Source organism: Halosimplex yunnanense (assembly GCF_054504345.1).
Genome location: NZ_JBTJEL010000037.1, coordinates 1 through 12,850, shown reverse-complemented (window position 1 = coordinate 12,850; position 12,850 = coordinate 1). Strand labels below are relative to the sequence as shown.

11 protein-coding genes and 1 pseudogene are annotated in these 12,850 nt (G+C 64.2%); 8 read left to right on the top strand and 4 right to left on the bottom strand.

The window, feature by feature from the left end; all coding sequences use genetic code 11:
- Positions 1-26: 26 nt before the first annotated feature.
- Positions 27-992: an NADPH:quinone reductase gene (locus AB2U09_RS18895; RefSeq protein WP_459194296.1), complete on the bottom strand. Its 966-nt coding sequence runs from the start codon at positions 990-992 to the stop codon at positions 27-29.
- A gap of 1,360 nt (positions 993-2,352) precedes the next feature.
- Here AB2U09_RS18895 and AB2U09_RS18890 point away from each other — a divergent pair.
- Complete coding sequence (locus AB2U09_RS18890; protein WP_459194295.1) at positions 2,353-3,558, top strand: enolase C-terminal domain-like protein; 1,206 nt, start codon at positions 2,353-2,355, stop codon at positions 3,556-3,558.
- Positions 3,559-3,560: 2 nt separating this feature from the next.
- Positions 3,561-4,592: a TIGR03560 family F420-dependent LLM class oxidoreductase gene (locus tag AB2U09_RS18885; protein ID WP_459194294.1), complete on the top strand. Its 1,032-nt coding sequence runs from the start codon at positions 3,561-3,563 to the stop codon at positions 4,590-4,592.
- Positions 4,593-4,707: 115 nt separating this feature from the next.
- Here the strand turns inward: AB2U09_RS18885 and AB2U09_RS18880 are convergent, their stop codons facing one another.
- Both AB2U09_RS18880 and AB2U09_RS18875 read right to left on the bottom strand, forming a co-directional pair.
- Entirely contained in the window at positions 4,708-4,965 is a 258-nt protein-coding gene (locus AB2U09_RS18880; RefSeq protein ID WP_459194293.1) for a hypothetical protein, read from the bottom strand.
- A 104-nt stretch (positions 4,966-5,069) separates the two neighbouring features.
- On the bottom strand, positions 5,070-5,273 hold the full coding sequence (locus AB2U09_RS18875; RefSeq protein ID WP_459194292.1) for a hypothetical protein: 204 nt from the start codon (positions 5,271-5,273) through the stop codon (positions 5,070-5,072).
- 140 nt (positions 5,274-5,413) lie between these two features.
- Between AB2U09_RS18875 and AB2U09_RS18870 the strand changes: the two genes are divergently transcribed.
- From AB2U09_RS18870 to AB2U09_RS18855, 4 genes are all read left to right on the top strand, one after another.
- Complete coding sequence (locus AB2U09_RS18870; protein ID WP_459194291.1) at positions 5,414-7,306, top strand: ABC transporter substrate-binding protein; 1,893 nt, start codon at positions 5,414-5,416, stop codon at positions 7,304-7,306.
- 81 nt (positions 7,307-7,387) lie between these two features.
- Positions 7,388-8,383: an ABC transporter permease gene (locus AB2U09_RS18865; RefSeq protein WP_459194290.1), complete on the top strand. Its 996-nt coding sequence runs from the start codon at positions 7,388-7,390 to the stop codon at positions 8,381-8,383.
- Positions 8,370-9,503: an ABC transporter permease gene (locus AB2U09_RS18860; protein ID WP_459194289.1), complete on the top strand. Its 1,134-nt coding sequence runs from the start codon at positions 8,370-8,372 to the stop codon at positions 9,501-9,503. The genes AB2U09_RS18865 and AB2U09_RS18860 overlap by 14 nt, the downstream gene beginning before the upstream one ends.
- 70 nt (positions 9,504-9,573) lie before the next feature.
- Positions 9,574-11,721 (top strand): dipeptide ABC transporter ATP-binding protein, encoded by a 2,148-nt coding sequence (locus AB2U09_RS18855; protein WP_459194288.1) that lies wholly within the window; start codon positions 9,574-9,576, stop codon positions 11,719-11,721.
- A 67-nt stretch (positions 11,722-11,788) separates the two neighbouring features.
- On the opposite strand, the gene AB2U09_RS18850 is transcribed toward AB2U09_RS18855, so the two are convergent.
- On the bottom strand, positions 11,789-12,094 hold the full coding sequence (locus AB2U09_RS18850; RefSeq protein WP_459194287.1) for an L-rhamnose mutarotase: 306 nt from the start codon (positions 12,092-12,094) through the stop codon (positions 11,789-11,791).
- Between the two features lie 365 nt (positions 12,095-12,459).
- On the opposite strand from AB2U09_RS18850, the gene AB2U09_RS18845 reads away from it, so the two are divergent.
- Together AB2U09_RS18845 and AB2U09_RS18840 are read left to right on the top strand one after the other, a co-directional pair.
- Complete coding sequence (locus AB2U09_RS18845; RefSeq protein ID WP_459194286.1) at positions 12,460-12,660, top strand: hypothetical protein; 201 nt, start codon at positions 12,460-12,462, stop codon at positions 12,658-12,660.
- 25 nt (positions 12,661-12,685) lie between these two features.
- A pseudogene (locus AB2U09_RS18840) lies at positions 12,686-12,850 on the top strand (LLM class flavin-dependent oxidoreductase); the annotation flags it as partial.

Sequence of the window (12,850 nt, the reverse complement as noted above, 5' to 3'; positions counted from 1 at the left end):
ACGAGGGCCCCGGTGTGACGGCTCGGCTACGGTTCGATCACGAGCTTGCCGAGGAACGAGTCCTCCATGACGGCGCGTTGGGCCTCGCCCGCCTCGTCGAGGTCGTACGTCCGCGCGAGTTCGATCGACAGCGCGTCACGCTCCATGAGGTGGGCGACGCCGCGGAGCGGTACCCGCAGGTCGGGCGTGTTGAACATCGACATGAACTGGTAGGAGACGTCCTTCGAGCGGGCGGCGCCGTCGTTCGTGAACGCGGGGTCGGGGCTGTTCTCGCCGATGCCGACGACGCGGGCGCCGGTCGCGGCCACGTCGGCGTCGAACTGGAGGTAGTCGTCCAGCCGGTGGTCGAGGACGACGTCGACACCGCCGGCGGAGGCGTCCGCGACGGCGTCGGCCAGATCGTCGCGGCCGTAGTCGAGGACCGTCTCGGCGCCGATGTCGGCGAGTCTGTCGTGATACGGCTCGCTGGCGGTCGTGATCACTCGAGCGCTCACGGCGTCGGCGATCTGGACGGCGGTGTGGCCGACGCCGCCCGACCCGCCGTGGACCAGACAGTGTTCCGCCGGGTCGAGGTCCGCGTGGTCGACCAGCGCCCGCCACGCCGTCACCGCGGCGACGCCGGCGGCGCCCGCCTCGGTCAGGTCCGCCCCGTCGGGCAGGTGGACGACCCGGTCGGTCGGGACCGTCGCGTACTCGGCGTAGGCGCCCTGATGGCAGCCGTTACCGATACCAGTGCCGAAGACGCGGTCGCCCTCGGCGAACTCGTCGACGCCCTCGCCGGTCGCGGCGACGACGCCCGAGACGTCGACGCCAGGCGTGAACGGCAGGCCGACCGGATCGTACGATCCGTCGCGGAAGTACGTGTCCACGGGGTTGACGCCCGCGGCCGCGACTTCGACGAGCAGTTCGTCCGGGGCCGGGTCCGGACGGTCGACGTCGTCGACTGTGAGCTCCTCGGGACCGCCGTGGTCTGAGAGCCGAACAGCGCGCATATCGGTCGATCCGACGAGCGGAACCGCCATAACTGTGGGCGTCCCGGCCGTGTTCCCCGTGCCCCGCTGCGCGACGTGGAGACGGGCGCCGTGGCGGCCCGCGGCGGTCTCGGGACGGGTTCGAGGAATACCTAATCATTAAGGCGCCGCGAACTTCCCGCTGGAGTTCCAACGATGAAATGGCTCGTGTGAATGCGAGCCCCATCCCACCACGGATGCACCCCACCCGCGACCCACCCTGTCCACACCCACCCGTTCCCGCGCTCGGGGGAGCGTAGGAACCCACCTTTCCGTCGTCCGCCTCCGCTCCCACCATTTCGCTCCCGTCCATCGAACCCCTGCCGCTCTCTCCCGGTTCGGTTTCGTCGTTCACCGGCCGATCCCACCCCGTTTCTCACCGCTCCCAGCCGACAGCACGGCGTGTATTCCCTGTACCTATATAAATAATATATTATCTTTTCACTTATTGATTCAATATTTGGTATGTCAAAATTGGAGTGTTCTTCATCGACGCTTCGAACGGACTGATAAGCGGATAAATCAAGCCTCTTGGGCATTCAACCGCTATTTTCCCTCGATCGAACCCCACCATGATCCCATTAATTTGGGTATCGCGCCGATCGATTTCGACACCGTGTTCTCGGATCACGATAAAACCCCAGATAAGACCGTATATCGCCAATTACTGCCCATATTCTCAGACAGGGAACCCCAGATCCGATAAACGAGCTAAATATCGTCTCACCACATATAGTCAACTATGTTGTATAGAATGTAAAATTATAGTTCTGATCGAGGGGCTCCAGTTGGGGGAGTTACGGAGAAACTCAGAACACCCCAGCCCGTTGGAGCGGTACACAGCGGACGGGGGCCGGCGCCCGTTCCCCTACGAGATCTCGATGTTGCCTCTAGCCCTCGATGTGACCGCGACTTCGGTTCCGGTAATATCGAACAGGAGAGGTGGTTTTGAATTACGACCATACAATTGTAATGCAATGAGGATGCTCGGATAGCTGTTGTTCGAGGGTCTCTGTCAGAATCTCTCGGGAGTCGCGCAGCGATCACAACCAGTTGGTCCGGTATAACCGGAATAGTTCGTCAGTAGAGAATCTAATCCTCTCGGTACACGGTATGAGACAGGAGAATGCGCATATTCCCACTGATCGCGTTCGGCATTATCGGACGATTTTTGTATCCTGTTAACACATCTCGGCTCCCGTCGAATCGCGCCGAAATTTCGATAGTCGGTCCGAAACCGCCCGAAGGGGGAGGCGACGGGCGCCGGCGCGTCGCGGCCCCGGCACCCAAGGATTATGTAACGGTTGTCCGATGTAAGAGACGACGGCTGACAGCTGCTACTATGGAGATCACCGATATCGACGTTACGAAAGTGAGCACAGAGTCATGGGGCGAGTTCGTGGAGTTCCCGCTCGTCACAGTGATGAGCCAGTACGACGAGTACAACAACGCCGACGGCGACAATCCGCAGGCCCGCCGCAAGTGGATGGGGCCGGTCGGCGACGTCGTCGTCGAGGTCCACACCGACGCGGGGATCACCGGCGTCGGCCACGGCAACTGGGCGACCGGCGCCATCGAGACCATCGTCGACGAGACGCTCTCGAAACTCGTCGTCGGCGAGGACCCCCAGGAGCGCGAGAAGCTGTGGGACATCATGTACCGGGCGACGATCCCCTTCGGCCGGAAGGGCGCCGCCGTCGAGGCGATCAGCGCCGTCGACCTCGCGCTGTGGGACATCGCCGGCAAGGAGGCCGACAAACCCGTCTACGAACTGCTGGGCGGACCGGTCAAAGACGAGATCCCCTGCTACGCGAGCAACCTCCACCCGGTCGATCTGGACAAACTCGAACGCGAAGCCCTCGAATACGCCGAGAAGGGCTTCGACGCGATGAAGCTCCGGTTCAAGCACGGCCCGGAAGCCGGCCGCGCGGGCATGAAGGAGAACGAGGAAATCGTGAAGACCGTCCGCGACGCCGTCGGGCACGACATCAAGATCGCGGGTGACGCGTACATGGGCTGGTCGGTCCGCTACGCGAAGAAGATGCTCGACCGGCTGGAGAGATACGACGTGGAGTGGGTCGAGGAGCCGGTCATTCCCGACGACATCGACGGCTACGCGGAGGTCCGCGAGTCCACCAGCATCCCCATCTCCGGCGGCGAACACGAGTTCACCCGCTGGGGCCACGAGGAGTTGCTCGAACGCGAGGCCGTGGACATCCTCCAGCCGGACGTCCACCGCTGCGGCGGGCTGACCGAACTCCAGAAGATCGACGCGCTCGCGAGCACGCACGACGTGCCGGTCGTCCCCCACTCGGGGACGAACCCGCACCTGCACTTCATCGCCGCGTCGACCAATGCGCCGATGGCCGAGTACTTCCCCATCCCCCAGTGGTTCCAGGACCAGCAGGAAGAGAAGGACTCCACCTACGCCGACGCCATCTACGCGCACCCGCCGGACGCGGAAGACGGGGTCATCCCGCTGCCCGACGGCGTCGGCCTCAGCTCCGAACTCAACCGCGAGGCGCTCGACCACTACGCCGTGGAGTGAGCATGTCCGATATCAGCTTCGAGTACAACGTGCCGGTGTTCGCGGGCGCCCCCGAGGAGGGGAGCGAACCCGTCCACCGCGACACGCCGGCCTACGAGTCGCTCGACTGGGAGACCACGCTGGAGGGCGTCCGCCGCGCGGAGGAACTGGGATTCGACGCCGCGTGGGCGCCCGACCACCTGATGCTCGGCCGCGACAACGCCGAGTACGAGTGCTGGACGCTGCTGTCGGCGCTCGCCGGCGAGACCGACGACATCGACCTGGGCTCGCTCGTCCTCTGCAACGACTACCGCAACCCCGCCCTCGTGGCGAAGATGGCCGCCACGCTCGACGTGGTCTCGAACGGCCGACTGCAGCTCGGCCTGGGCGCCGGCTGGCACGAGCCCGAGTACGACGCTTACGGCTGGGAGTACCGCGACGGGTTCGAGCGCCTGATGCGCCTCGACGAGAGCATCCGCCTGCTGAAACGGATGTGGGACACCGACCCCGGGGAGGGCGCCGACTTCGACGGCGACCACTACCAGATCGAGGACGCTCACTGCGAGCCCGGCCCCGTGCAGGATCCGCACCCGCCGATCCTCGTCGGCGGCCAGGGCGAGGAGGTGACGCTCAAACTCGTCGCCAAGCACGCCGACGTGTGGAACACCGACGTGTTCAACGGCGACGTGCCGACGCTGGAGCGCAAGATCTCGGTCATCGAAGACCACTGCGAGACGGTGGGCCGCGACCCGGCGGAGATCGAGCACTCCTGGGACGGCCACGTGATCTGCACCCGCGACGAGGAGACATTCGACCGCCTGCTCGAGTTGATGACGCCGATCCAGTTCGAGGAGGAGTACCAGGACCAGGCGCCCATCGAGACGGAGGAAGACGCCCGGGAGTACTTCGTCATGGGCACGCCCGAGGAGTGCGCCGAAGCCATCGAGGACCGCGTCGAGGCCGGCGTCACGAAGTTCCAGTGCTGGTTCGTCGACTACCCGGACTTCGAGGGCATGGAGCTGTTCGCCGACGAAGTGATGCCCGAGTTCGCCTGAGCGCGTCACTCCCGCGAAGCCACCGAGCGAACCGCCCCGTTTTCGCCGGTTTCGGCGCTCCGAGTTTCTGTCTGTACGTCCTCTCGAGTCGACTGCCTGCGGCACCCGACGGGGCTCAGCCCTTCGATCCGCGCTGGGAGAGTACGCTGTATGCGTAGGCACCCAGTCCGACGACCACGAGTGCGAACCCCCAGATCGGCAATATCCCCGCCCAGACGCCGGTTTGTAACGCGAATCCGGTCGCGATAAACGCGGCTCCGGCCACCGCGAGCTGTAACGCGAACGAGGAGCGAACGGGGCCGAGTACGGCGAGCGAACGCTGCGTGGAACGTGGCGGATCCGAGCCATTACCCTCGTCGGCATCGACGGCCATACGAACCCATCTCCTCATATCCGGATAGTTGTTTCGGCGCAACAGGCGATCGCAGATTCCCGATCCCCCCGGATCGCGACTGCTATGCGGAATTTCCCGGACCCTCAACTGAGATCGAACACGTCCCACTCGAAGTAGGTAATGAACGCGACGAGCGCCAGCATCGTGAGACAGAGCGCGGCGGTCATGACGGCGACGACGTGCGACGCGGTTCCCGGTTCGAGGTACGGGTAGGAGAATCCCAGGAGCAGCAAGAAGAGGACGTTGACCCCGAACACCAGCTTCAGTACGGAGCGCGTACGGTCCATCGTGGAGTCGGTACCGGACCTATCGGTAAATAGCTTGCCTGCACGTCTGGAGGCGCACCCGATTCGGTAGCTCGAAAGACCTAATCGAAGATTATGTTTTCAGAAAATTATTTATAGCGGTGTAGAGAAATCGGGCTATAATGCCAAACGATAACAGGCATCAGAGTGGATGGATTAGCCGCCGCAACGCGCTCAAAAGTGGTATCGCCGGCGGCGCCATGATGCTCGCCGGGTGTTCTGGTGATTCCGGAGACGGGGGAGACGGGAGCGACGGTTCCGGGGACGGGACTGGGAGTACGCAAACCGGGGATCCCGTCCAGGAACGCGTCGACGAACGGTTCACCATGGCGCTCCACCGTGGGACCTACAACATGTCCAACGCCTCGTGGAACCCGTACGACCCCCAGGCCACGATGGCGAACTTCGACCCGCCGGGGCTGATTTACGATCCCACGTTCATCTGGCATCATAGCCACAACGAGGGGCAAGCCGTAATCGCAGACGACTGGGAGAAAGAAGACGACACGACGTTCCTCGTGGAACTGAGCGACGAGTGGGAGTGGCACAACGGCGATCCGGTCACGACCGCGGACTGGAAGACCGATCTCGACCTCTCCTTCCGCATCTCGGACATCACCTCTCCGGATTCGAACGCCCACTCCGTCATTAGCGACTACGAGGCCGTCGACGACTACGCGATGCGGTTCCACCTTCACAACGCCTTCAGCACTGACCACGTTATCCAGCACGGCGTCGCCCAGAACCTGATGATCAAGGAGGGCGTGGGCGATCCGTCGTTCGGAGACTGGCGCGACGATCTCATGGACGCGGACGCGGAAACCGACGAAGCGTCCCAGATCGTCGCCGACTTCCAGGAGTGGTCGCCGACTCTCGACCAGGTCGTCGGTAACGGCGCGTTCGAGATCGCGGAAGTGACGGACAGCACCTTCGTCACCGAAGTGTACGACGGCCACCCTAACGCGGAGAACATCAACTTCACCGAGTACGCCTTCGAGAAACACAACGACCAGGTCCTGGCCTTCATGGAAGGGGAGGTCGACGGGATCAGCCTCAATCTGCCCGATTCGCCGGACGTCATGGACCAGTTCCCGGATCACCAGCCGATCAACCGGGACTACAACCACGTCTGGTCGCTCCTGTTCAACCTGGGGGACTACGACTGGGCCAACTCACCGGCGGAGAACCCATCGAACCAGCCGATAACGTCCGATCGGCGGGTCCGGCACGCTATCGCCTCGGCCGTCGACCGCGAAGAGATCTGGGCGTCGGTTCCGCAGCAGTACGAACTCTACGAGTTGCCATCGACGTTCCTCAACCAGACGACGGTCGACGAGGGAGTGGTCGACATCGAGGGGTACGATTACTACGAGGCGGACACCGATGAAGCGACGGCGCTCATGGAAGAAGCCGGGTACCAGCGAGACGGCGGGCAGTGGTACGGCGAGGACGGCGAACCGGCTTCGCTCAAGTTGATCGCTCAGTCCGGCACGAGCGTCCAGGTCGACGCGCTCGACTCCGCACGCCACCAGCTGGAGGAGTTCGGATTCGACGTGACCCTCGACGCCGTCGACGAAGCCACCTACGGCGAAGCCCGGCTCAACGGCGACCACGACATCATCTTCGACAACCACCCGATCTTCTCGCTCACGGGACTGACGTACGTCGGATTCGTCTGGGAGTGGTTCGCCAATCTGAACCACGCCGATTACGTCAATACGACCTGGGAGATCCCCGCGGAGATCGGCAACCCGGACGCCAGCGAGACGATGGAGATCAACGTCATCGACACGATCGAACAGATCCCCCTCACCGAGGGCTCGGAGCCGCTGCAAAAGCTGACGTGGTTCGTCAATCAGACACTACCGATGTACAACTGCGTCGTCGGCCGGGACTACGGTGCGGTCAACACGAGCGAGTGGGTCGTCGACGCGCCGGATGCACTGCTGGACAACCGCGTCTGCGAGTTCAACCTGGTTCGGGTCCCGGACGCGACGCTCGCCCCGAAGCAGTAAGCCGTCACCCGCTTGCGTAACTCATTCAGACAAGCACGGAACCACAACGATCGCAGAACTTCACGATACCCTATTACGGAAATGAACTGGAAGATACGCAGAATCGGTCAGGCCGTGTTTACTGTCCTGGCGGTGTTGACCCTCTCGTTCGTGATGGTACGGATGATGCCGGGCAATCCGGTCGACGCCTTCGTCGCCCGGGTCGGCCCCCAGCTGGAGAACCCCCAGGAGGCCTACGAGCGTGCGGAGATGTACATGAACATCAACCCCCAGGAACCGATGCACATCGCCTACGTGAACTACATGGTGGATATGGTCCAGGGCGATATGGGTCGTTCGATGACCCAGAACGCGCCGGTCGCCGCCATCATGGCCGAAGCCATCCCGTGGACGCTGTTCGTCATGAGCTGGGCAGTGTTCCTCGGCTTCACAGTCGGCATCGCACTCGGCGCGCTCATGGCCTACTGGGAGGGGAGCAAGTTCGACAGCGCCCTCACGGGCTATGCCACGACTATCACGTCGATTCCCTTCTACGTTCTCGCGCTCTTCCTGCTGATGACGCTGGGCTACAAACTCGGGTGGTTCCCGACGAGCGGCCGTCGGCCCGAGGGCGTCGCCGTCGGGTTCAATTTGCCGTTCATGATGGGTATCATCTACCACGCGACGCTGCCCGTCCTCTCGATGTTCGTCGCCTCGGGCGCAGCGTCGCTGACGATGCGCGGGAACAGCGTCCGCGTACTCGGCGAGGACTATCTCCGTGTCGCCCGGCTCCGCGGCCTCTCCGACCGCACGATCGCCATTCGATACGTCGCCCGAAACGCGATCCTCCCGATGTACACCGGACTGATGATCGCTATCGGGACGATGTTCGGTGGTGCAGTCGTCCTCGAGGAGATATTCTCCTACAGGGGGATGGGGTATTACATGATCCAGGCCGTGCGGGCACGCGACTACCCGCTGATGATGGGGACGTTCACGGTCATCACCATCGCGGTCGTGATCGCGCTGTTGATCGCCGACCTGACCTACGGGAAAATCGATCCCCGTGCGGGGGGTGAAAACCGTGAAGCGTTCTGACGATCCCGGACAGGACTCGGTCGACGAGTTCGTTCCAGCCCGTCCGGACGAGTCGAGTCGCGATGGTCCCCCCGATAGCGACCCGACTGCGGAAGTCCGGAGCGACGGAGGAACCGTCGGATCGGAATCGCCGTTCGAAACGACCTCGTCCATCGAAGAAACCCGCAGCGACCGGATCAACCGATTCGTCGACGAGTACGTCCGCACGCCGTGGTCGATCCTGCGCGGTGACTGGCGAGCGCTCGTCGGATTCGTGATCGTCAGTATCTACGTGTTGATGGGGACCATCGGCGTCTATCTGGTGGAGCCGACGTCTCCCGCTGCCGGGCCGAAACTGGTCGGCGCGTTCGAAAGCGGGGAGTTCCCGCTCGGGACGACGTCGGCAGGGAAGGACATTCTCTCGCTGACGGTCCACTCGACGCCGTCGATCCTCGTCATGATGGCCTCGGGCGCCGTGTTCACGGTGGTCGTCGGTACCGCCTTCGGCGTCGTCAGCGGCTACAAGGGCGGCATGGTCGACACCGTGCTCAGCACGATCACCGACGTGTTCATCAACATTCCCGGGCTCCCGCTCGTGATCGTCCTCGCGACGATACTCGAGGAGTGGATCAACAATCCGGTCACGCTCGGCGTACTGCTGGCGATCGCGGCGTGGGCGGGCCTCGCCCGCGCGATCCGATCGCAGGTGCTGACGATCCGGAGCGAGTCGTTCGTCGAGTCGGCCCGGGCGATGGACCTCTCGACCCGGTGGATTCTCACGCGGGAGATCGTCCCGCACCTGATGCCGTACATCGTGGTGAACATGGTGAACGCCGCCCGACGGACTATCTTCGCGGCCGTCGCGCTGTACTTCCTCGGCGTCTTACCGTTCTCGGACGCCAACTGGGGCGTCATGCTGAACAACGCTTACAACGCCGGTGCGCTCTATCGACCGTCGGCCTACCACTGGCTACTCGTTCCGATGATCGCAATCTCGGGTATCGCGCTGGGGCTCATCCTGCTCGCGCAATCGCTGGACCGGGTGTTCAATCCCCGGGTCAGGGCCCGACACCAGGACGGCGGCGACGAGCCGCTCGAACCGAGTTCCGAAGACGACGCAAGCGACATGATGAACGTATGATTCCGACCCGATCCACGACGACTCGCGGCGGCCGAACCGAGAGACGATCCTTCGAACCGAGGGTGATGCGATGACGCTCTCGCAATCCGACGCGCGCACGGCCCGACCGGCGGACGATGTCGTCGTCGAGTTACGGGACGCGTCCGTCGAGTACGGGATGGACCGCGGGACGTCGAAGGTCCTCAACGAGGTGGACTTCGAGGTTCGCCGGGACGAGATTGTCGGCGTCATCGGCGAGTCGGGCTCGGGGAAGTCAATGTTCGCCTCGGCGATGCTCGACGCGGTCCCGGAGCCGGGCGTCACGACCGGCGAGGTGATCTACCGCCCCGAGGACGGCGATCCCGTCTCCGTCACCGACCTCTCGAAAGAGGAGCTTCGGCGGTTCCGCTGGGAGGAGGTCTCGATGGTGTTCCAGGGCGCGATGAGCTCATTCAACCCGGTGATGAAGATCCGGACGCACTTCGTGGAGACGCTCAGCGCTCACGACTACGACGTCGACCGCGGGATCGAGCGCGCGAGAGAACTGCTCGCCGACCTCTACCTCGATCCCGACCGGATGCTCGACTCGTATCCCCACGAGCTCTCGGGTGGGATGAAACAGCGCGTCCTCATCGCGCTCTCGCTCGTCCTCGAACCGGAGGTGCTGGTGATGGACGAGCCGACCGCCGCGCTCGACCTGCTCATGCAGCGGTCGATCGTCTCGCTGCTCGAGGATATCAAGGAGAAACACGACCTCACGATCGTCTTCATCACCCACGACCTGCCGCTGGTCGCGGATCTCGCCGACCGGCTGGCGGTCCTCTACGCCTTCGAGTTCGCGGAGGTCGGCCCCTCCGAGGACATCCTGGAGGAGCCCGCCCATCCGTACACGCGGGCGCTGTTGAACGCGACGCCCAACCTCTCGGCGCCGCTCGACGAGATGCGCCCCATCGAGGGCGAGAGTCCGGACCCGGTGAACATCCCCGCGGGCTGCTCGTACCACCCGCGGTGTCCGCTGGCCGACGAGCAGTGCGTCGAGTCCGATCCCGGCGCGTACGACGCCGGCCCGGACCACGACGTCCACTGTCACCACTGGGAGCAATCGGTCGAGGACATCGACGTCGCGTTCGCCGACTCGGACGAGCGGGCGTTCACCAGCGCGGCCGAGAAGGCGGCCGACGACCCGCTCGTGTCACTCTCGGACGTCGAAGTCACGTTCGGTTCCGAGAACGACGGCTGGCTGGACTTCGGCGGGGACGAGACGGTGACCGCCGTCGACGGCGTCTCGCTGGACATCTACGAGAACGACGTCGTCGTGCTGGTCGGCGAGTCCGGCTGCGGGAAGACCACCCTCGGCAAGACCGCCGTCGGGTTGCAGCGCCCCACCGGCGGAACGATCGAGTACCGCCAGCAGGACATCTGGGAGGGGAGCGGCGGCACCAGTTCGCTGGCCGACGAGGAGATGCGTCGGGCGCTCCAGATCGTCCACCAGGACCCCGGAAGCTCGCTGAACTCCCACCAGCGCGTCCGGACGATCCTCGAACAGCCGCTCAAGCGCTGGCACCCCGAACTCGACGGCAACGACCGCCGCCAGCGAATCCTCGGCATGCTGGAGTACGTCGGCATCACCCCTCCGGAGGACTACGTCGAGCGGTACCCCCACCAGCTCTCGGGCGGCGAGCAACAGCGGATCGCGCTCATCCGCACGATGCTGATCAACCCCGAACTCATCCTCGCCGACGAGGCCGTCAGCGCGCTCGACGTCAGCCTGCGCGTCGGGATGATGGACCTCATGATCGAGTTGCAGGACGCCTTCGACACCTCCTTCCTGTTCATCAGCCACGACCTCTCGAACGCCCGGTACCTCGCCGAGAAGACCGGCGGCCGGATCGGCGTCATGTACCTCGGAAAGCTCGTGGAGGTCGGGTCCGCCGAGCAGGTCATCCAGAATCCGCAGCACCCGTACACGAAGGCGCTGCGCTGGGCGACGCCCGAACTCGGGGAAGACGGGGCCCGATCGGAGGCCCCGATCCGGACGATCGACATCCCCGACGCGCAGGACCCGCCCTCGGGCTGTCGGTACCACACGCGCTGCCCCGAAGCGCGGGAGATCTGTGCGACCGAGTCGCCCGAGTTCGTCGACGTCGGCGACGAGACGCAGATCCAGCGGTCCGCCTGCTTCCGCGCACTCGACGAGCACCCCTACTGGGAGAGCGACCCGATCGCCGAGGACGCCTGACCCGGCGGCTCCGCTCACCAGATCCTACGAGTCCGCCGTCGAAACAACTGGAATCGGCCGTCGCCGCTCAGATCATCCGGTACACTTCGTCCATCCAGATGTCGCCGTCGTCGTCTTCGAGGATGCCGTCCATCACTTCGGCCCAGTCGGCCTGTGCCTCGCTCGACTCCATGACTTCGGCGATGGCGTCGGGGTCCTCGACCTCCATGAACCCGAAGACGTGGCCGTCCTTCTCGAAGACCGAGTAGGTCTCCAGTCCGGCCTCCGAGTCGAGGTAGGCCCGCTCCAGCGCCTCGGGGACGTTCTCGTGTTCCTCGCGATACGCGTCTCGCTGCCCGTCCTCGATAGTGAGGTGGAACGCGATTCGCTCCATACCGGCCACCGCGCGCGACTCCTGCATAATAGTTTGGTCGACACTGGTGGGGATGTGGTCAGATGGGACGGCCCGACGAACAACTGCAGTGGCGCGCGCTGTCGTCTCGGAATCGTTCGCGATTCCGATGGGCCGTCAGCGCGTTGCTCTGACGTTGGCGCGCTTTCATGCGCGCGACGGAGCCGTGCGAGGGATGAGCATCGCAGGCCGTAGGCCGAGAAGCGCAATCGGTTGGGGAGGCGTGTGGCCGTCTGCGGTGCTGTGCAGTTCTGCTGTCCCTGGTGGACTGAAAGGGCGAGGTGTGCTCGCGTTCACTTCAGTCGCCTGAGCGACCTCTACCCGAAGCGGCCCACGGCCGCGAGGGTATGTCGCTCAGCGACCGCGAGCGCACCGAGGGCTTTCAGCACTTGCTGCCTCTGGCGGTAGCGACTCCTAGCGAGCGCGCCGAGGGCTTTCAACGCCCAGCGCACTCCGCGGTCGCGGTTCCGATTGCTGATGGCGAGTACACAGACGAGGACCGGCCGTCGAAAGAGTCACGACGCGAGAACAGCACAACTGGTAAGTGAGTACCGGCCACACAGCCGATGGAACATGAAATTCGGTATTTTTCCGATCGAGGGCGGTGACACCTGGGAGGGTGTCGTCGAGCAGTGTCAGGTCGCCGAGGACGTCGGGTTCGAGACCTGCTGGGTCAACGACCACCAGGCCACCGAGGGCGACAATTACTGGCCGTCGCCGCTGACACGGCTGACGAGC